Below are 19,840 nucleotides of genomic sequence, written 5' to 3'. Positions count from 1 at the left end.
GGAAGGAGCTGCAAAATGGAAAATAAAAAACTCGGCACGATCTATGCCCTGCTCGCTTATGTATTGTGGGGAATATTGCCTTTGTATTGGAAATTACTCGAACATATCGAGGCGAAGGAAATTTTATCTTATCGTATTGTTGCTTCATTTTTTTTTATGATTGCGTTGTTGATCGTTCAAAAAAATTGGTCTACATTTTTGCATACATGTCGATTGTTATGGCGAGAAAAAAAGCGTGCCATCGCTTTAATCGTTGCATCGCTACTCATTAGCGTTAATTGGTTTATTTACATATGGGCTGTCAACCATAATCATATGGTTGAAGCAAGTTTAGGATATTATATGAATCCATTGTTAAACGTATTGTTAGGTATCGTTGTATTAAAAGAGCGTCTTTACAAATGGCAAGCAGTATCGTTTATTCTAGCAGCTGCTGGAGTTTTACTTATGACGATTGAATATGGAAAAATTCCATGGGTTGCGCTTTCACTTGCCTGTAGCTTTGCGCTATATAGTCTTGTGAAAAAAGTGATTTCGATTGACGCAACAATTGGTTTGACTGTTGAGACGATGCTTGTGACTCCTTTTGCGCTCATATTCATTATACACTCGTTTGGACAGCTAAACGTTGCTTCTTTTTCGTTTGCAACGATGTTATTGCTTGTAGGGGCTGGTCCAGCGACTGCCTTGCCCCTTTTATATTTTGCCAAGGGGGCTCAGCATATTTCGTTAACCTTTTTAGGATTTTTGCAATATATTTCACCAACGTTAAGTTTACTTCTTGGTGTGTTTTTGTTTCACGAGCCGTTTACAAACGCTCACATGTATGCATTTGGTTGTATTTGGACGGCTTTGCTTTTATTTTCACTTTCAAGCACATGGGAGAAACGAAGAGAAAAATCATTAAACGCATAACGTCTGTCGGTGAGACAGGCGTTTTTTTACCCATTTTTTCAAAAACCATAACGTTTTCCCTAGTCGTTGAATAGGTTGTTAGTACAAGAAGGAGGTGTCAGAAGATGAGTGGAGGACATCATCACGGCGGTGGTTTCGCGTTAATTGTTGTATTGTTTATTTTGTTAATCATTGTTGGTAGTGCTTATATTGGTGGCTGGGGATATTAATTAAACGATAAAGGAGGAAATGCATCATGTATGGATATGGCTATGGATATGGATATGGTTATCCAGGATACGGAAAAACATTTGTGCTCATCGTCGTACTTTTTATCTTGCTTATTATCGTCGGTGCAGCTTGGTGCTAAAAAGCAAGAGGGGGCTCCCTCTTGCTTTTATATATGTTTCCATTTTTGTCGTAACCGTACGAATAACAATATGGCACCTGAGGCTAAACCGGTAATAAGACCGATCCAATATCCAAACGGTCCAGCAGTTGTATAATGAGCGAATATATATCCGACAGGCAAACCGACGAACCAATACGATACGAGCGCAATAAAAAACGGGAAACGAACGTCTTTGTATCCACGTAATGCGCCTTGAATAGGGGCAGCAACAGCATCAGAAAATTGGAAAAATAAAACGTATAACAAAAACTGTTTCGTCCATTGCAAAACGTGTTCATCATTCGTATATAGGAAAGCGATCGGTTCACGAAATAATAGTAGAACGATAGAGGCAACAATAGCCATCATTACAGCAGATGAAATGCCGATGATACAATAACGTTTGGCATGTTCTGAGCGACTAGCACCTACTTCAAAACCAACAATAATTGTTAAAGTAAGCGAAATGCTTAGTGGAATCATATATAAAAGTGAACCGAAATTTAATGCTGCTTGATGAGCGGCGATTGCCGTTGTTCCAAATTGACTCATTAACAACGTGACAGCAGAAAAAATACTCGTTTCAAAAAAGATCGCTAGTCCAATAGGTGTACCGATCAAAATTAATTGCTTCCAAATGGATAACGAGATCGGATGAAATTTCTTAAGTATATTGTACGTTGAAAAAGGTTTACGAAAGCGAACGAGCAAAAACGCACATAGTAACAAGCAACAATACGTGATGCTTGTGGCATATCCTGCACCGACTCCCCCGAATGCGGGGATACCCCATCGTCCGAAAATGAATATATCGTTTAGTAAAACGTTTAAAGGGAGTGAGCATAACGTTAACATCATTGTAACCTTTGTTTGACCGAGGGCATCCATAAAGGAGCGGAGAACGTAATAAATAAAAATTGGGATAATGCCAATACATAATGCTTGTAAATATTGATGGGCAACGATTTGAACATTGCTCTCGATATACATGTTTTCCAATAAAATAGGGACGAGAAAATAAATAATTGTCAACACAAAGCAGGCAAAAACGATCGCCAAGTATATTGCCTGCTCGATTGTTCGAGAAATACGCTCATGATCTTTTGCCCCAAATGCTTGGGAAACGATTGGGGTTAGACCTGTCAATACTCCGCCAATTCCTGTAAATATAGCAACCCAAATGTTTGAGCCGATGGCTACACCTGCTAAATCAACTGCGCTATATTTTCCTGTCATTGTCACATCAAAAAAGTTCATCATATATAGGCTGATTTGGGTAAGAAAAACAGGAAGTAGTATATGTAAGAACTGTTTTATTTTTTCTTTTAACGTAGATGTTTCTTTCATTTTTTCCTCCAAAAATACGTGTAAAAATATAGACAGACGATATTATAACATATCATTTTTGCATATTCATAGATAATCCTCTTGCTTTTCATGTTATGTTTTGTTACATTAAAAAAGTCGTTTTTTAATTATAAACATCAGGTGAGGTGACGAGTATGCAATTATTACAAACGATCGTATCATTTTTAAACAACATATTATGGTCGTACGTTTTGATTGCACTTTTAATTATCGTTGGGTTGTACTTTACGTTCCGCACAAAGTTTGTTCAATTTCGTTATTTCGGTGAAATGTTCCGTGTCATTACAGAAGGGCCAGAAAAAACAGGTGCGATTTCGTCGTTACAAGCGTTTTTTATGAGTACAGCGTCCCGCGTTGGAACAGGTAACTTAGCCGGTGTTGCGTTAGCGATTTCTGTCGGTGGACCTGGTGCGGTATTTTGGATGTGGTTAATTGCTCTAATTGGGGGGGCATCAAGTTTTGTGGAAAGCACACTTGCTCAAATTTATAAAATAAAAGATAAAAATGGTTATCGTGGAGGCCCAGCGTATTATATCGAGCAAGGGCTCAAGAAACGTTGGCTTGGTATATTGTTTGCTGTTTTAATTACGTTTTCATTTGGTCTTGTATTTAACTCTGTTCAGGCAAATACGATTACGTTTGCCTTTGAGCATGCATTTCAAATGGATCGGATCGTCATCGGTATTTTACTTACTGTTCTGACGGCATTTATCATTTTCGGTGGTGTGCATCGTGTTGCGAAAGCATCGTCGATCATCGTTCCCGTTATGGCCGGTTTATACTTATTGACTGCGTTTTATGTCGTGTTGACAAACATTGCTGAATTACCATCTGTATTTGCTTTGATCTTGAAAAATGCATTTGGCGTTGAACAAGCTGTAGGTGGAGGATTTGGTGCAGCAATTATGATGGGGATTAAACGAGGTTTATTCTCTAACGAAGCCGGTATGGGAAGCGCGCCGAACGCTGCGGCGACAGCAGAAGTTTCCCATCCTGTAAAGCAAGGTTTAATTCAAACATTAGGTGTATTTGTAGATACGTTAGTAGTTTGTAGCGCAACAGCGTTCATGATCTTATTATCAGGCGACTATATGAAGGAAGGGCTTGATGGAATCACGTTAACACAAACGGCATTGAGCACACACATTGGTGAGTGGGCACAAGGATTTGTGGCAGTCAGCGTATTTTTATTTGCATACAGTTCGATTATTGGAAACTATTATTACGGTGAAACAAATATTGAATTCATTCGTTCGAGCAAGGTATCATTATTGATCTATCGTTTAGCTGTATTATTCATGGTTATTTGGGGATCTGTATCGAGCATTCAAATCGTATGGGATTTAGCTGATTTATTCATGGCGTTTATGGTAGTTGTAAACTTAATTTCGATTTTCTTGCTCGGTCGTGTTGCTTTTGCTGCCTTACAAGACTATACAACGCAACGAAAACAAGGAAAAAATCCGGTATTTTACGCACGTAATATAGGTATGGACAATCAAGTAGAATGCTGGAAGGAGGAACAAGTGGAACAGAAAAAAGAAGCGTAAAAATGAGGCTGCGATGAAGCAGCCTCATTTTTTTACATAAACGGGCAGTTCGATAATAAAACATGTACCACGTCCGAATTCGCTTTGCACACGCATTGAACCTTTATGAAGTTCAATAATTTTTCGCGACAAAGATAGACCGAGACCTGTTCCCGTTTGTTTCGTCGAAAAAAACGGATCAAAGATGTGATGAATAATTGTAGGAGGGATGCCAGGTCCATTGTCGCGGACGTAAATTTGAACAAGGTCATTGTGCAGAGTTGTTTGAATGTGTACATTCAATGACTTTTCTGTTTTTGCTTCAATCGCATTGCGCAATAAGTTAATAAACACCTGCATCAGTTGATTTTTGTCAATATAAACACCACGATGTTGTAGTTTTTCATCTAGATCGTATGAAAGCTCTACATTGTGAAGAAGGGCTTCGCTTCGTAATAAAAGATCTAAATCGTTTTGAATAAATTCGTTTATGCCAATCCACTCTATTTTCATTTCGTTTGGTTTTGCAACGTTTAAAAAGTCTGTAATAATATCGTTTGCTCGATCGAGTTCGGGAATTAACAGTTGTTCGATGAGTGTGACAATATGTTCAGGTAGTTGCTCTTTCAAAAACTGTAAATATCCTCTTACGGTAGTTAACGGATTTCGAATTTCATGCGCAATCCCGGCAGCAATTCGCCCAGCGATCGCTAATTTTTCAGCTTCTTTCATTTGATTAAGCGATTGAAACATGCTAATGACGCGTTTAATTGATCCATCTTCATTGTATAAAATACGTGTATTAATAATGCCATAGTACCGATCAAGCACTTCACAATTGTAAAGCGGTTGTTTTGTCCGCAGTGTTTTTAGCGTCATAATCTGTTCGTCAGGAATGTTTAACAACTCCCGAATATGTTTTCCAATGATTTCATCCCGATTGACGCCAATGTCGTTCGCTGCCTGTAAGTTACATAATGTAATGATTCCGTTCGCATCAACAAAAACGATATGATGGGAAACAAGATCAAAAATAGGCGCTAAAAATTGTTCAACTTGTTCAAATGGATAATCTTTTTGTAAATTCATTTTCCATTGTATTATTGGTTTTTGTCGCTCATTTTTTTTTATTCTTTCGACGATCGGAGTAGATATATCATTTTCCTTTTTCAACATCTTTCCTATTTCGTGATCGACGTACGAAAATGGGAAAGGAATGTGTTCGATAAAACGTTTATATAATTTCACTTCTTCTTCAAGATCGTTTATTTTTCGTTTTAATTGCTCATGAGTTTCCATCGTTCTAACCCCTTGTTTCACTATTTCTATGTTGAAGTTTATCGTAAAACAAATAAATCAGCTAGTATGTATTTTATTTTTTATAAAACTATGTTCTAAATAAAAAATGTAATAAACACAAATACGAGTGAATAAACTGGAAAGGAAAAGTTAGAAAGGGGGAGGAAAATGACACCGCAATTTATGGCTTTCATCGACCCTTATGTTTATCAAACGTTACAAACGATTAAAGGAAGGGAAGTAGTAATCGAAACGGTACGTGGAAATATGCAAGGCATAATTCAAGATGTAAAACCAGATCACATTGTATTAAAAAGTAGCGATACCCTCTTTTTTGTTCGCATTCAGCAAATCATTTGGATTATGCCAAAATAAGAGGGGGAGTGCAATGTTTACAAGAGTGAACAAACTGCAGATTGAATTGCCGAAATCTACGTACGCGGATGCAAATGCTGCCGCAGCAGTACAAGAGTTGCTCGGCGGAAGATTCGGGGAAATGTCAACGTTAAATAATTATTTGTTTCAGTCGTTCAACTTTCGTGAAAAGAAAAAATTAAAACCTTTTTATGATTTAGTTGCAAGTATTACAGCAGAGGAATTAGGTCATGTCGAACTCGTTACAACGGCGATTAATCTATGTTTGACGGGAACAACGTTTGAAGGGGATCCGGATGTTACTCCGATGCAAAGCGGGGTAGATAAACGAAATACGTACCATTTTATCGCGACAGCACAAACTGCTTTACCAGGGGATTCAATGGGAAAATCGTGGTCAGGGGATTACGTCTTCAACAGCGGGAACTTAGTTTTAGATTTGCTGCACAATTTTTTCTTAGAATGTGGTGCCCGTACACATAAAATGAGAGTATATGAGATGACCGATCATCCTGTCGCAAGAGAAATGATTGGTTATTTACTTGTGCGTGGAGGAGTGCACATTATCGCTTATGCGAAAGCACTTCAAATTGTCACAGGTGTTGATGTGACAAAAATGTTACCAATCCCTAACTTAAGCAATGATAAATTTGATGTAGCACGTAAATACGAACAGCAAGGATGGCATCGGAAGTTGTACACATTTAGTGAACATGATTATCAAGACGTAAAGCAAATTTGGAAAGGAACGCATCCGCTTGATGGGGGACAGCTCGAAGTGATTCAAGGAACACCAGCGGGAGCGCCGATCCCCGATTTGGAATCAGTCGAGGAAACATTTGCCCCAGGAATTTCATACGAGGATTTTCTCGAAATTGCAAGACGTCTTCAACAATCAGCGGGGTTGTGAGCTGTGCAATATGCATAGCTTTTTTTTCTGCCCAAATTTAAATAATAGAACTATGTTCTAAATAATCAATTAAAAATCAAAGAAAGAAAATAGGCAATTGCTTGTTTATGATCAAATAACATATAATGAAAAAGACGCAAAGGAGGATGAGATGAATTGATCACGCTACAACACATATACGAAGCGCAACAACGAATGAAATCAGTTGTTCACAAAACTCCTCTTGAATTTTCACAAACGTTTAGTCGACTATCAAATAATCGAGTGTACATGAAATTAGAAAACTTACAGAAAACAGGTTCATTTAAAGTTCGAGGATCGTACAATAAAATCATTTCATTGAGCAAAGAAGAGAAAAGGCGTGGGGTAATTGCAGCTTCAGCGGGAAATCATGCACAAGGGGTAGCTTATTCTAGCAGCATGATCGGAATACCATGTACCATTGTCATGCCGAAGGGGGCGCCATTAAGTAAAATTCAAGCGACACAAAGTTATGGCGCAAACGTTATTCTACACGGTGATGTATTTGACGAATCGTTAGAATATGCCCGAAAGCTTCAGCAAGAAACAGGTGCAACATTCGTTCATCCGTTTGATGACCCAACCGTTATTGCTGGACAAGGTACAATTGGTTTAGAATTATTTGACCAGCTTGACCATATTGATGCAGTCGTTTGCCCTGTTGGTGGTGGTGGGTTACTTGCAGGATTAGCTATTGCTATGAAACAAAAAAAGCCTACTATCCGCATATATGGCGTTGAATCTGCTGCTTGCGCAAGCACCACAGCGGCTAAACAATATAATCAACCCGTTATGATTACTCCATCAAATACAATTGCAGACGGGATCGCTGTTAAACGAATTGGAGATTTAACGTTCTCATACATACAAAAATATGTGGATGATATTGTTTGTGTGGAAGAAACAGATATTTCACGAACAATGCTATATTTACTCGAGCGAAATAAATTGCTCGTTGAAGGATCAGCGGCTTGTTCATTAGCTGCTTTATTGTACAAAAAAATTCCGCTTGAAGGAAAAAACATTGTAGCCATTTTAAGCGGGGGGAATGTCGATGTAACGCTCATTTCACGCATTATCGAACGGGGACTTGTTGAATCTGGACGCTTTGTTACATTTTCAACAGTCATTTCAGACAAACCGGGACAACTAAATAAATTGTTGCGCATTATCTCCGATTTAGAAGCTAATGTCATGTCCATTGATCATCAACGAATGGGAACAAACGTTCTCCCAGGACAAGCCGAAATACGTTTTTCCCTTGAAACAAAAAATAGGGAGCATATTGATCAAATTCAACATGTGTTAATCGAATCTGGTTACACCATTCATCGTCTTGATTAAAAGGTAGTTTTTTGTATGAAATAATGCTTTTAAACGTATACATTTTCTACTATTATTAAATTAAATACACGTTTGATGTTAAAGGTGGGGAGAGAAAATGAAACGAATGGAGTTTTTTATCGTTCCGCACCCAAGGGGAACTGTACGAGTAGATGTATACAAAAAAAATGGAACGTATGAAGCGCACGCCAAATTTAAGGATGTGGCCACCGCGCAGGCAAGCGGGAACGATAAACATTTTGCAGTATTGCAAGCACTACATGAACTCGCTAAATTTTTAAATAAATATAAAGGTTCTTGAAGGAGGCATCGCTCATGATTCATTTGAGCTGGCATGAACGTCCAACAATAAAAACAGTTGTATGTAATCATACGAACGCGGAAAAGTACATTGTTCACAATGTATTAACTCCAGGTAAAGAATATGAAGTAAAAAACGAAACAGACGATTTTTATTTCATTGTTGATAACCGTGGAAAAGTTGGCGGATACTATAAGCACTATTTTACAGAAAAAGCGGTATAGCACCGCTTTTTTTCATTTTTAACACATTTGTTTCAAACAAACTTCACAAATATATAGTACATTGAACTACGGATTGAATGAAGAGGGGGATTTTTTCAATGAAAAAATGGATGATTTTATTGGTAGTGCTCTTTATTTTCGCATTGACAGGATGCAACAACAATCAAGCAGGAGATAATCAAGAAGAGACGAAACAAGTTGAGCAAAACAGAGAAGTAGAAAAGACCGTGCAAGAAGACGTGTTTATGAAAGCTGCGATGGCGGAACCAGACGAAAATACAGTGTGTGTATTTTGCAACATGAAAGTATATCCAAAAGAACATGAGCTCGGTAAATTTACAGCCAAATCAGCAACTGAAAACGGTGACGTCTTGTTTTTTGATGATATCGGATGTTTATTCAACTATGAAAGAGACCACAGCGAAGCTGCAAAAAAATATGTACGCGACTACAATACGTTAGAATGGATTGAATTACAAAATGCGACAGTTGTGAAAGCTGATATTAAAACACCAATGAACTATGGATATGCGTTTTTTGCCAAAAAAGAAGATGCTGACAAGTTTGTAAGTGAACAACCGGGCGCGATGATCGTATCATGGGAAGCTGTTGATAAGGTCGCCCACGAACGTTATATGAAAAAGAAACAGATGATGCAAAACAAGGAAGATGGACAAGGTCATGGTCATAACGACAATATGCAACAAGATAGTCATCAAAATGGACATAGCCATAAATAAAAAAGCCTGTCATTTTGGCGGCTTTTTTATTTTTTTAGAAATATTAATATTTACATAAACCGTATTATGTAATATAATACAGATATAACAGTTAGTACAGGAAAGGAAGGGAGGGCGTCATGTTTGATCTGGATTTACGAAGTCGAAAACCAATTTACGAGCAGCTTATCGAGAAAATGAAAGAAATGATTATTCATGGTGTGCTGAAACCGAACGAGCAACTACCATCTGTTCGCTTGCTAGCTAAACAGTTAACGATTAACCCAAATACAATTCAAAAGGCGTATCGAGAATTAGAAAGAGAAGGGTATATTTACTCTATTCCAGGGAAAGGAAGTTTTGTTGCTAATAAAAAAGAGGCTGTTTACAGTGAAAAAGTCAAGCAACTAGAAGAAAATATGTTGAAACTATGTCAGGAAGCATTCTATATCGGATTAAAAAAAGAACAAATTTTTTCAATTGTTGAACGCGCAGAACGTGCGATACGAGGAGGAGAGGAACATGATTCAAATTAATCATGTAAGCAAGCGGTTTGGGGAGTTAGAGGCGATCAAAGATGTGACATTTTCCGTCCCAAAAGGATCAATATATGGGTTACTCGGATCAAATGGTGCTGGAAAAACAACACTAATGAAAATGATAGCAGGTATTTATAAACAAGACAGAGGGTCAATCACCGTTGATGGTGAACCGATTTTTGAAAACATCAAACAGAAAGAACGGCTCATTTTTTTACCTGATGCACTTTATTTTTTTCCGCATACAACAATCCGACAAATGGCCGATTTTTATCGTCATATATATCCAAAATGGAACGGAAAACGTTTTCACGAAATGAAAGAGCTATTTCCTATTGACATAAACCAAAAAATACAACGTATGTCCAAAGGGATGCAGCGCCAAGTCGCCTTTTGGTTAACATTTTCAGCGATGCCTGATGTACTCGTTTTAGACGAGCCGCTCGACGGACTAGATGCTGTCATGAGGCAAAAAGTGAAAAACATTTTATTTCAAGACGTAGCAGATAGAGAAATGACCGTCATTATTTCTTCGCATAACTTATTTGAAGTAGAAGATTTGTGTGACCGTATCGGCATTTTGCATAATGGCTCACTCATTATCGAAAAAGAATTAGACAATTTGAAAACAAACATCCATAAAGTGCAAGTGGCGTTTCACGGTCAACCTCCTTCTACTTTCCTTCAACATTTGGATGTTGTTTATCAAGAACGTCGCGGTAGCGTCCTTCTTTGTATCATTCGTGGAGAAGAGGAACAAATCAGCGCGCATATTCACAAGTATGAGCCCATTTTATTTGATTTATTGCCGCTAACGTTAGAAGAAATTTTTATTTATGAACTGGGGGAAAGAGGATATGCCATTGAAAACATTCTTGTTTAATCGGGGAATTTTTAGTCAAATTGTTCGCAACGTCGGATGGGTTGCACTTGTTTATTTCGTCGGCCTTCTTTTTGCACTACCTATCCATATTTTTATGATGACTGAAGATGAAAATTGGCTTATGCATCATCAGACGGGTCGCATATTTGATATCGGAAGTATAATTCAGTTTTCCCTTATGTTCACACTTCCTGTGTTGCTTGCCATCTTTTTATTTCGCTATATGCAAGTGAGATTGTCTGCAGATTACATTCATAGTCTGCCAGTTAAACGTGAGGCACTGTTTCTTCAGCATATTGTTACTGCGATGATCATTCTTACTGTGCCCGTCGCAATGATTGCGGGATGTTTAATAATCATGAAACCGCTTCTTCCTGTTTCGCTATATTCACTGAAGCATATAGCCATTTGGTTTACAGGTACGCTGGCAATGAATGTATTATTATTTTCTGGAACGGTGTTTGTTGGGATGTTTACTGGCATGTCCATGCTACAAGGCGTGTTTGCTTATGTTCTGTTTTTCTTCTCAGCAGGAATATTCGTTTTACTTATGTTTAACTTGAAATATTTTTTACACGGTTTTGCATATGAATATTATTTATCCTATAACATTGACAAAATCGCGCCTTTTATTCGGGCATTGACCTGGGAATCAAAACCTATTCAACCAATCGAAATATATATATATATTGTGCTCGCTTTTATATTTTATGTATTGAGTGTATGGCTATACAAAAAACGACATGTTGAAGCAGCAACAGATGCGATCGCTTTTCGTCCGCTCCGCTCCGTATTCACATATGGTTTTACATTTTGTGTCATGCTTGTCGGTGGAGCATATTTCGGGGAGATGCAACAACGAATAACTTGGATCATTTTTGGATATGTATTTGCTTCATTGATCGGCTACTTCATTGCCCGTATCATTTTAGAAAAAACATGGCGCGTGTTCACGCATTGGAAAGCATACGTTCAATATATAGGTTTTATTGCCGTTGTCAGTTTATTATTTGCATTTGACTTATTTGGTTTTGGGAAATACCAACCCCCGTTAAATGACATTGAACGAGCATATTTTGGTGATGATATATACTATTTTGAAAATGATAATGAAAACGGGGAGAATGCGTTTTTCTACGAAAGAGACAACATCGAGCACATTTATTTGTTCCATCAGCAGTTAATGAAGCAGCAAAAATTGCAAACTGAAAATACTAAACATGTTGTCATTGGTTATGACTTGAAAAACGGAAAACGGATTGTTCGTCAATATGCTGTACCATTAGAAGTATATAATCAGTTTTACAAACCTATTTTTCATTCGCTTGAGTTTAAGAAAAATCACTATCCAATTTTGCGTATAAATGATTTCAAAAACGTTTTACAAGTACGAATAGATTCTAATTTAGGAGGGAAAGCCGTTCGATTGCGTGATCGTGAGGAGATCGAATCGTTTTTACACATACTACAGCGTCAGTTGGTAGATGAAACATTTGATCCAATCGCATGGAATCGAGAATGGGGAGCAATTATCGTCACGTATGAAAAACAAAAAGGAATAACCGAGGAAACTATGATCAAGTGGAAAAAGTCGTATCATCTCGTAGATGAATGGTTGCAGCAGCGCGGTTTATTGCAGCAAGCACGGGCGACAGTAGAAGACGTGAGCGAAGTGAAAATAATTAAAAACACAAAACGGTTGAAAACATATGAGTGGACAGATGACATGATTGAACGAGCCGAGGGAATCGTCGTAAAAGATAAAACAAAAATAGAACAATGTATGCAAGTGGCTGGTTGGGATGAACGTGCGGATTATATTGTCGTTACCTACTATAAAAGTGGATATGCCGACATACAGTCATTTACTAAACATTTTATCCCTCCATTCCTTCATTGAAGACCTGAGTGCTCAGGTCTTTTTTTCGTTGTTGGCAAAAGCCACGTATATTCGGTAATATATTGTTGTCCATCTCACATTTCGCACCCTCTCGACAAAAATCGGGAGGATTTTTTTATCTTCCTGTCGAATAAAACCTTGGAATACAAGGAAAGCAAAGGAGTTTGCTCATCATGGACGTTCAAATTCGGGCCATTTATGAAAGTTCTTATTTGAATATAATAAGCGCCCTGTTCAAAGATCTTGACCTTCCTCAGTTGATTGATCGTCTCGTTCCCGTGGATCCGCAATGCCAAACTCGAGCCAGCGATATCGTCAAACTAATCGTTCTGGATATCTTGAGCGGCCGGCAAGCGCTCGTTCATTTGGAACAATGGGCGCATGACATCGATTTGCCGAAGCTGATTCGGCCAGGGCTGGAGCCGTCTTGGTTCAACGACGATGCCATCGCGCGTCATTTGGATCGCCTGTATGAGGCGAATATCCATCAAGTCCTTTCGTCTTGCCTCGTGCAGATCTACAAGAAAGAAGGCCTCTCTCTTCGCGTCTTCCACGCCGATACGACGGACAAGACCGTTTATGGCGCGTATGAATCGGCCTCGCCGGATGCCTTGCAGATTACGCATGGCTACAACCGGCATCATCGTTGGCAAAAGCAGATCGGATTTGGGCTGATTGGCAACGAGGATGGCATCCCGTTTTATGGCGATGTACACGACGGCAACCTGCCGGATAAGACGTGGAATCCCGAGGTGTTGTCCCGTGTGCAGAAACAGCTGAAGCAGGCGAAGATCGAAGATGAATGGATTTATGTTGCCGATTCTGCCGCCATGACGAAAGACACACTGGCGCAAACGAAGGCCGCCAACGCCTTTTTGATCACAAGAGGCCCTTCTTCGCTCCGGATCGTCAAAACCGCGCTGGCTAAAGCTGATGCCCAAGACACGCCGTGGAGCGATCCGTTCTCCTTAGCGGAGAAAAACGGAGCCACCTACCGGGTGTGGGAAACGACATCGACGTACGAAGGTCATTCGGTCCGGTTGATCGTCGTTGAATCCAGCGCGCTCGACCAACGAAAAGGAAAGACGCTCGAAAAAGAGCGAAACCAAGAAGCAGAGCTTCTTCGGCAGAAACAAACCCAGTGGGAAAGCCGTCTGTTTTCGTGCCGGGAAGACGCCGAACAAGCCCTAGCGTCTCTAAAGACGTCCCTTCGTCTCCGGTTCCATCGCGTCGAGGCGTCGGTCGAAGCGATCGTGCGTCCGAAAAAACGGCGCGGACGTCCGAAAAAAGGGGCGGAACCGGACATGGAAACGCTGTACGCCCTTCGCTTGAACGTGGAATTCGACCAAGATGCGTGGGAACAGGCGAGACGGAAAGCGTCCCGGTTTGTCCTTGTCACGACAGTTCCGGAGGAATGGAAAGGTCAACCGATGGATGCGAAAGAGATCTTGAAGTTGTATAAAGGCCAAATCTCGGTGGAAATGAACTTCTCTTTCTTGAAAGACCCGTTCTTTACGGATGAGATTTACGTAAAAAAACCGGAACGGGTCGCGGTATTGGGCTATTTGTTTCTGTTGGCCTTGGCGATTTACCGCGTCTTCCAGCGCCGGGTGCGTCAGTTCATCACCCCGGAACACCCATTAAAGGGCGCGGGAGGCCGGAAACTGACCCGACCGACCGGACAAGCGATTTTTCAATTGTTTTGGTATGTCAGAGTCGTCCTGTTGGAACTGCCGGATGGACGAATTCAACGCGCGTTAGGTCAACCGCTCACGTACGAGCAGCGAAGGATTCTGCAAGGATTAGGGATGGACGAGAGCATTTACGTCTAATGGGATAAAGAACGACCAACGATGGTAAAAAAAGGATACCATCGCTTTTGGTGTTGGTTTAAAAGTTATTCTAAAAAACTGAATAAAAAATCCTTTTGTTCCGCCCTACCAAGGTGCGAAATATGAGGTCCATGATAAAAAATAGAGAGGTTGACTAGTTGTGAGACAAATTGAATTATTGGCGCCAGCAGGAGATTGGGACTGTCTTCGTGCAGCTGTCGCAAACGGAGCAGATGCGGTTTATTTTGGTGTCGATAAATATAATGCGCGTGTACGGGCGAAAAATTTCCGTATGGAAGAGTTAAACGATGTCATGGCTTATTTGCATAAATACCATGTTCGCGGATATGTCACTTTTAATATTTTAGTGTTTGAAAATGAATTACAAGAAGCAAAACAGTTAGTTGAAGCATGTATAAATGCCGGGGTGGATGCGCTCATTGTACAAGATTTAGGTCTTGTTAAACTTATTCGAGACATATCACCCGACTTTCCGATTCACGGATCGACACAAATGACAGTTACATCGCCGGAAGCGGTTGAATTTTTAAAGCCTTATCACTTGGAAGTTGTTGTTCTCGGTCGGGAAAATAATTTATCTCATATTCAAAAAATTGCTGAGAAAACAAACGTGCCATTAGAAGTGTTCGTCCATGGGGCACTTTGCGTATCGTATTCCGGACAATGTTTAACGTCAGAAATGTGGGGAGGACGTTCGGCTAACCGCGGCGAGTGTGCACAAGCATGCCGTCTTCCATATGATTTAATCGTTGACGGCGAACAAAAAGAAATGGGAAACGTCGCTTACTTACTTTCTCCAAAAGATTTAGCAGCGCTTGATCTTGTTCCAGAACTTATCGAGGCTGGTGTAAATACGTTTAAAATTGAAGGGCGATTAAAATCACCAGAATATGTAGCTAACGTCGTGAGCAAATATCGAAAAGCAATTGATGAATATTTAGCAGGACGTTATTACACCCCTTCAAAAGAAGAAATACGTGAGCTACAACAAAGCTTTAGCCGTGGATTTACACATGGCTTTTTAAAAGGAACGAACAATAAGCAGCTCGTTGATGGAACTTTTCCGAAAAGCCGAGGTGTATTTCTAGGGACGGTCAAAAAAGTATTAAAAGATGGGGTGCTATGCGATCTACAAGCTCCATTAAAGCGCGGTGATGGAATTGTATTCGACGCAGGACGTCCAGAAGAAAAAGAAGAAGGCGGACGGGTATATGACTTGAGGAAACATGGTAAAAAAATCGAAGGTGAAGTGGAAAAAGGTCTTGTTGAAATAATCCCCGGCCGGCATGATGTCAATTTAACACGTATACATGTCGGAGATCGCATTTGGAAAACGAGTGACCAAGAGCTTGATCGCCGCCTGCGTAAAACATTTGAAACGGAGCGACCATATCAGTTGTTTCCGGTGACTGTACATGTATATGGCGAAGCAGGGAAGCCGCTTGTTTCAACGTGGCGTGACGAAACAACAGGGAATGAAGTCGTCGTTCAATCCGAACAAATGTTAAATGTTGCGCAAAAACGGCCATTAACGTTAGATTTTATAAAAGAACAGTTTGGCAGATTAGGTGGGACTATTTTTGAGCTAAAAGACGTTGATATGCATATGAATGGTGACGTCATTCTTCCGGTTAAAGAATTAAACCAAATGAGAAGAAAAGCGGTTGAACAGCTCATTAAGAAACGTCAACAACCACGGTTGTATATAAAACAAACAGTGGATTTGACATCCCCCTATCGACAAAAGCAACGAACTACAACCCCTGCCTTGATGGCTCTTTGCCGTACAATGGAGCAGGTAGAAGTCGCATGCCATACAGATGTAGACATGGTATATGCAGATTTTGAGTTTACAACCGACTATCCGAAAGCTGTCGAGATAGCACGGTCGGCAAATAAACCAATTGCCCTAGCTACCCCACGTATTCATATGCCTGGAGAAAATGGAATTTTGAGAGGGATTTTAAAGGCTGAACCAGACGCTATTTTAGTTCGTAGTTTAGGTGCAGTACAGTATTATACAAGTCAATCGGTGCAACAACAGCTAATTGGAGACTTTTCGCTTAACATTTCAAACCATCTATCTGCACGATTGTTTCTAGAGCGAGGACTCGATCGAATTACACCTTCATACGATTTAAACATTCAACAGATGATTGATTTACTTGAGGCGGCACCAACAGAACATATCGAAATTGTCATTCATCAACATTTACCAATGTTTCATACTGAACATTGTGTATATTGTACATTTTTAAGCGAAGGAACTGATTTTACAAACTGTGGACGACCATGTGAAAAGCATCGTGTCTCCTTGCGAGATCGTATCGGTATGCTTCATCCAGTTCGTGTCGATATCGGTTGCCGAAATACAGTGTACAACGCCATTGAACAATCTGGGGCAGAATATATTCCAAACTTTTTATCCCTTGGTGTTCGTTCATATCGTGTTGAGTTTTTGGAAGAGTCGCCGAAAAAAGTAGAAGAAGTTGTCAATTTATATCGTGAAGCGCTTGAGGGTAAACGAAGCGGTACGAGCGTATGGCGTACACTGAAAGCTATTAACCAACTTGGTGTAACACGCGGACAGCTAATCAAAAAATAAGCGGGCTCAAGCTTGCTTATTTTTTGATATTTGTACATTTTGCTATAATAGTAAATGAACGAGGAAAAGAAAGGGTGATTTGTATGCCAGCTGTTGAATCAAATATGTTTCCATTAGGAGAAAAAGCTCCGTCGTTTGAGCTTGTTAACGTCATCAATGGCCAAACCGTTCGTTTAGAAGATGTCAAGTCGGATATTGCAACAGTAATCATGTTCATTTGCAATCATTGCCCATTTGTGAAACATGTTCAAGAAGAACTTGTTCGTTTGGCTAATGATTATCAACCAAAGGGAGTTTCATTTATTGCGATTAATTCAAATGATGTAGAAAAATATCCAGACGATTCTCCAGAAAAAATGAAAGAAGTAGCCGAACAACTCGGATATCCGTTTCCATATTTATTTGATGAAACACAAGAAGTCGCAAAAGCATATCAAGCTGCATGTACGCCGGATTTTTATATATTTAATGGGGAACTACAATGCGTTTACCGCGGACAGCTTGACGATTCACGACCAAGCAATGGGATCCCGGTGACTGGATCTTCCATTCGAGCCGCTTTAAATGCATTACTATCAGGCGAACCTGTCCCGAAAGAACAAAAGCCGAGCATCGGTTGTAGTATCAAATGGAAAGAAAAATAAAAAAACATTTGACATTCTCGTTTCGAGCCTATATACTAAAGAAGTACCATTTCGTTCGTTATATCAATGATCGTTATAAGCTGCACCTTTGTCGGGTTCATCTTATAAGGACTTGGCAAAAGTGTAGCTTTTGTTTTATGAGTAATGCAACGGTGGTCAATCTTTAAAATTGTTTTGGAGGAATTTCACATGAACACAGGTAAAGTAAAATGGTTTAATGCAGAAAAAGGTTTTGGATTCATTGAGACGGACGGAGGTACAGACGTATTCGTTCACTTCACAGCGATCCAAAGTACTGGATTCAAAACGTTGGAAGAAGGCGAAAAAGTAACATTTGACATCGTGAATGGCAATCGTGGGCCGCAAGCGGCAAACGTCCAAAAAGCATAAATCGTCAAACGTACGGGGTCTCGCTTTTCGTGAGATCCCGTTTTTATATGCAACAAAACAAATTCACACTGGCGCAGCTTCGGAGCTGCAAGGACGGAGGAGAGGTAGGGGTTCCGTCGTTTTTGTTTGTTCAAACACGCTTATGGAAAGCGTGTCTTTTTTAAAATAAAAATACAGAAAATTTGATAAAAAACTATTGAAAAACGATAAATGATTCCATATAATAAACTCATGTTATAAAACTATACATAAGAATGTGAGGTAATGTAACATGAGTAAATTGCTTGTTTCTGAACAAACAAACACTTCGACACTTGAACAAATTAAAGAAGTGATAAAGCAAAAACATGTTGAACTATTACATTTGCAGTTTGTTGATATTGAAGGGATTTTAAAACATGTCACAGTTACAGCGGAGCAACTAGATGATGTAGTAGAAGGAAAAATAATGTTCGACGGATCATCGATTAAAGGATTCTCACCGATCAATCGTTCGGACTTATATTTACTCCCTGATTTACAAACATTCGCTGTATTGCCTTGGACAGTAGAGAATGGATACGCGGAGGCGCGTTTTCTCTGTTCTGTCGTCAATCCCGACGGAACATTATTCGAAGGAGACCCGCGTAACGTATTGAAAAAAACGGTGGAACGCGCAAAGCAAAAAGGATACACGATCTCCGTCGGTCCTGAGTTAGAGTTCTTCTTATTTGAAACGGATGAAAACGGAAACCCAACAACAAAACCACAAGATAGCGGTGGCTATTTTGAGCCATCTCCAAAAGATCTTGGAGAACGTGTCCGCTTAGATATTTATCGTGCGTTAAAAGCAATGGGATTTACAGTCGAGGCCTCACACCATGAAGTTGCTGAGGGTCAACATGAAATTAATTTCAAATATGCCGATGCGTTAGGTGCTGCTGACAACGCCACAACATACAAATGGGTTGTAAAAACGATTGCTAAAAAATACGGATTGCACGCTACGTTTATGCCAAAGCCGATTTTTGGTATTAACGGTTCAGGAATGCACGTAAATATTTCTTTATTTAAAGATGGAGAAAATGCGTTTTTTGATCCAGCCGATGACAATCAATTATCTGAAACGGCATATCAATTTATTGCTGGTTTATTGAATAACGTAAAAAGTTTCGCAGCCATTACGAATCCATTAGTCAACTCGTATAAACGTCTCGTCCCAGGATATGAAGCGCCTTGTTATATTGCGTGGTCGGCATCGAACCGCTCCGCATTAATTCGCATCCCTGCAAAACGAGGATTGGCAACACGCGTTGAGCTTCGTTGTCCAGATCCATCTGCCAATCCGTATTTAGCATTTGCAGTTATTGCTGAGGCAGGGCTTGATGGTGTAGAAAAAGAACTCACTTGTCCAGCACCAATCGACGAAGATATTTTCCATATGACGAATGAACGTCGTAAAGAGCTTCGTATTGAAAACCTTCCAGGTAGTTTAGGGAAAGCGATTGAAGAACTAGAAAATGGCACAATTGGCCGTCATACATTAGGAGATCACGTATTTAACGAATACGTAGCGATGAAAAAGAATGAATGGGATAGCTATCGGACAGCTGTTCATACTTGGGAAATTGAACATTATCAAACGAAGTTTTAAGAGCGAGCACATTGGGCT

At 39.7% G+C, this 19,840-nt stretch carries 20 protein-coding genes; 18 read left to right on the top strand and 2 right to left on the bottom strand.

Going from position 1 to position 19,840, the window contains the following annotated elements; genetic code table 11:
• Window positions 1–15: 15 nt before the first annotated feature.
• The 3 genes from rarD (at window position 16) to NST18_RS07175 (ending at window position 1,264) form a co-directional block, all read left to right on the top strand.
• Complete coding sequence (gene rarD / locus NST18_RS07185) at window positions 16–915, top strand: EamA family transporter RarD (RefSeq protein WP_004890348.1); 900 nt, start codon at window positions 16–18, stop codon at window positions 913–915.
• 104 nt (window positions 916–1,019) lie between these two features.
• Window positions 1,020–1,124, top strand: coding sequence for a YjcZ family sporulation protein (locus tag NST18_RS07180; protein ID WP_021094060.1), 105 nt, complete (start codon window positions 1,020–1,022; stop codon window positions 1,122–1,124).
• Between the two features lie 26 nt (window positions 1,125–1,150).
• Window positions 1,151–1,264 carry a YjcZ family sporulation protein gene (locus NST18_RS07175; protein WP_006318569.1) on the top strand — a complete coding sequence of 38 codons (114 nt, stop codon included), beginning with the start codon at window positions 1,151–1,153 and terminating at the stop codon, window positions 1,262–1,264.
• Window positions 1,265–1,291: 27 nt separating this feature from the next.
• On the opposite strand, the gene NST18_RS07170 is transcribed toward NST18_RS07175, so the two are convergent.
• A complete protein-coding gene (locus tag NST18_RS07170) occupies window positions 1,292–2,632 on the bottom strand; it encodes an MATE family efflux transporter (RefSeq protein WP_004890351.1) in 1,341 nt (446 codons plus the stop codon).
• A gap of 155 nt (window positions 2,633–2,787) precedes the next feature.
• On the opposite strand from NST18_RS07170, the gene NST18_RS07165 reads away from it, so the two are divergent.
• Entirely contained in the window at window positions 2,788–4,203 is a 1,416-nt protein-coding gene (locus tag NST18_RS07165) for an alanine/glycine:cation symporter family protein (RefSeq protein ID WP_004890353.1), read from the top strand.
• A gap of 24 nt (window positions 4,204–4,227) precedes the next feature.
• Here the strand turns inward: NST18_RS07165 and NST18_RS07160 are convergent, their stop codons facing one another.
• Window positions 4,228–5,481 (bottom strand): two-component system sensor histidine kinase NtrB, encoded by a 1,254-nt coding sequence (locus NST18_RS07160; RefSeq protein WP_004890354.1) that lies wholly within the window; start codon window positions 5,479–5,481, stop codon window positions 4,228–4,230.
• Window positions 5,482–5,649: 168 nt separating this feature from the next.
• On the opposite strand from NST18_RS07160, the gene NST18_RS07155 reads away from it, so the two are divergent.
• The 14 genes from NST18_RS07155 to glnA all read left to right on the top strand — a co-directional run bounded on the left by NST18_RS07155 (window position 5,650) and on the right by glnA (window position 19,822).
• Window positions 5,650–5,856 carry a YuzF family protein gene (locus tag NST18_RS07155; RefSeq protein WP_003398689.1) on the top strand — a complete coding sequence of 69 codons (207 nt, stop codon included), beginning with the start codon at window positions 5,650–5,652 and terminating at the stop codon, window positions 5,854–5,856.
• 13 nt (window positions 5,857–5,869) lie between these two features.
• Window positions 5,870–6,766 carry a manganese catalase family protein gene (locus NST18_RS07150; RefSeq protein ID WP_004890357.1) on the top strand — a complete coding sequence of 299 codons (897 nt, stop codon included), beginning with the start codon at window positions 5,870–5,872 and terminating at the stop codon, window positions 6,764–6,766.
• Between the two features lie 156 nt (window positions 6,767–6,922).
• Window positions 6,923–8,131: a threonine ammonia-lyase gene (ilvA, locus tag NST18_RS07145; RefSeq protein WP_064221399.1), complete on the top strand. Its 1,209-nt coding sequence runs from the start codon at window positions 6,923–6,925 to the stop codon at window positions 8,129–8,131.
• A gap of 97 nt (window positions 8,132–8,228) precedes the next feature.
• Entirely contained in the window at window positions 8,229–8,432 is a 204-nt protein-coding gene (locus tag NST18_RS07140) for a hypothetical protein (protein WP_003398692.1), read from the top strand.
• A 14-nt stretch (window positions 8,433–8,446) separates the two neighbouring features.
• Window positions 8,447–8,656, top strand: a complete 210-nt coding sequence (locus tag NST18_RS07135) for a DUF6501 family protein (RefSeq protein ID WP_004890363.1) — start codon at window positions 8,447–8,449, stop codon at window positions 8,654–8,656.
• Window positions 8,657–8,754: 98 nt separating this feature from the next.
• A complete protein-coding gene (locus NST18_RS07130) occupies window positions 8,755–9,396 on the top strand; it encodes a nitrous oxide reductase accessory protein NosL (RefSeq protein WP_004890365.1) in 642 nt (213 codons plus the stop codon).
• Window positions 9,397–9,515: 119 nt separating this feature from the next.
• On the top strand, window positions 9,516–9,911 hold the full coding sequence (locus NST18_RS07125; RefSeq protein ID WP_004890367.1) for a GntR family transcriptional regulator: 396 nt from the start codon (window positions 9,516–9,518) through the stop codon (window positions 9,909–9,911).
• A complete protein-coding gene (locus NST18_RS07120) occupies window positions 9,898–10,797 on the top strand; it encodes an ABC transporter ATP-binding protein (RefSeq protein WP_064221402.1) in 900 nt (299 codons plus the stop codon). The genes NST18_RS07125 and NST18_RS07120 overlap by 14 nt, the downstream gene beginning before the upstream one ends.
• Window positions 10,772–12,697 carry a DUF6449 domain-containing protein gene (locus tag NST18_RS07115; protein WP_004890372.1) on the top strand — a complete coding sequence of 642 codons (1,926 nt, stop codon included), beginning with the start codon at window positions 10,772–10,774 and terminating at the stop codon, window positions 12,695–12,697. Before NST18_RS07120 ends, NST18_RS07115 begins: the two co-directional genes overlap by 26 nt.
• 173 nt (window positions 12,698–12,870) lie before the next feature.
• Complete coding sequence (locus NST18_RS07110; protein ID WP_340721135.1) at window positions 12,871–14,529, top strand: IS1634 family transposase; 1,659 nt, start codon at window positions 12,871–12,873, stop codon at window positions 14,527–14,529.
• A gap of 160 nt (window positions 14,530–14,689) precedes the next feature.
• Entirely contained in the window at window positions 14,690–17,155 is a 2,466-nt protein-coding gene (locus NST18_RS07105; RefSeq protein ID WP_004890374.1) for a DUF3656 domain-containing U32 family peptidase, read from the top strand.
• A gap of 83 nt (window positions 17,156–17,238) precedes the next feature.
• Window positions 17,239–17,799, top strand: coding sequence for a thioredoxin family protein (locus NST18_RS07100; protein ID WP_004890377.1), 561 nt, complete (start codon window positions 17,239–17,241; stop codon window positions 17,797–17,799).
• 189 nt (window positions 17,800–17,988) lie between these two features.
• Complete coding sequence (locus NST18_RS07095; protein ID WP_004890380.1) at window positions 17,989–18,189, top strand: cold-shock protein; 201 nt, start codon at window positions 17,989–17,991, stop codon at window positions 18,187–18,189.
• 271 nt (window positions 18,190–18,460) lie between these two features.
• Window positions 18,461–19,822: a type I glutamate--ammonia ligase gene (gene glnA / locus NST18_RS07090; protein WP_004890382.1), complete on the top strand. Its 1,362-nt coding sequence runs from the start codon at window positions 18,461–18,463 to the stop codon at window positions 19,820–19,822.
• Window positions 19,823–19,840: the final 18 nt, after the last annotated feature.

This window comes from Anoxybacillus sp. FSL W8-0104, assembly GCF_038004465.1.
Taxonomy (GTDB): domain Bacteria; phylum Bacillota; class Bacilli; order Bacillales; family Anoxybacillaceae; genus Anoxybacillus; species Anoxybacillus flavithermus_G.
This window is presented reverse-complemented; position numbering and strand designations above follow the sequence as displayed.

Bases quoted from the DNA above. Each gene is read 5' to 3' on its own strand.
- NST18_RS07140 (WP_003398692.1), top strand. From the start codon at position 8,229: ATGAAACGAATGGAGTTTTTTATCGTTCCGCACCCAAGGGGAACTGTA.
- NST18_RS07170 (WP_004890351.1), bottom strand. From the start codon at position 2,632: ATGAAAGAAACATCTACGTTAAAAGAAAAAATAAAACAGTTCTTACAT.
- NST18_RS07165 (WP_004890353.1), top strand. From the start codon at position 2,788: ATGCAATTATTACAAACGATCGTATCATTTTTAAACAACATATTATGG.
- NST18_RS07175 (WP_006318569.1), top strand. From the start codon at position 1,151: ATGTATGGATATGGCTATGGATATGGATATGGTTATCCAGGATACGGA.
- NST18_RS07130 (WP_004890365.1), top strand. From the start codon at position 8,755: ATGAAAAAATGGATGATTTTATTGGTAGTGCTCTTTATTTTCGCATTG.
- NST18_RS07120 (WP_064221402.1), top strand. From the start codon at position 9,898: ATGATTCAAATTAATCATGTAAGCAAGCGGTTTGGGGAGTTAGAGGCG.
- rarD (WP_004890348.1), top strand. From the start codon at position 16: ATGGAAAATAAAAAACTCGGCACGATCTATGCCCTGCTCGCTTATGTA.
- NST18_RS07110 (WP_340721135.1), top strand. From the start codon at position 12,871: ATGGACGTTCAAATTCGGGCCATTTATGAAAGTTCTTATTTGAATATA.
- glnA (WP_004890382.1), top strand. From the start codon at position 18,461: ATGAGTAAATTGCTTGTTTCTGAACAAACAAACACTTCGACACTTGAA.
- NST18_RS07160 (WP_004890354.1), bottom strand. From the start codon at position 5,481: ATGGAAACTCATGAGCAATTAAAACGAAAAATAAACGATCTTGAAGAA.
- NST18_RS07135 (WP_004890363.1), top strand. From the start codon at position 8,447: ATGATTCATTTGAGCTGGCATGAACGTCCAACAATAAAAACAGTTGTA.
- NST18_RS07155 (WP_003398689.1), top strand. From the start codon at position 5,650: ATGACACCGCAATTTATGGCTTTCATCGACCCTTATGTTTATCAAACG.
- NST18_RS07115 (WP_004890372.1), top strand. From the start codon at position 10,772: ATGCCATTGAAAACATTCTTGTTTAATCGGGGAATTTTTAGTCAAATT.
- NST18_RS07180 (WP_021094060.1), top strand. From the start codon at position 1,020: ATGAGTGGAGGACATCATCACGGCGGTGGTTTCGCGTTAATTGTTGTA.
- NST18_RS07125 (WP_004890367.1), top strand. From the start codon at position 9,516: ATGTTTGATCTGGATTTACGAAGTCGAAAACCAATTTACGAGCAGCTT.
- NST18_RS07150 (WP_004890357.1), top strand. From the start codon at position 5,870: ATGTTTACAAGAGTGAACAAACTGCAGATTGAATTGCCGAAATCTACG.
- NST18_RS07095 (WP_004890380.1), top strand. From the start codon at position 17,989: ATGAACACAGGTAAAGTAAAATGGTTTAATGCAGAAAAAGGTTTTGGA.
- NST18_RS07100 (WP_004890377.1), top strand. From the start codon at position 17,239: ATGCCAGCTGTTGAATCAAATATGTTTCCATTAGGAGAAAAAGCTCCG.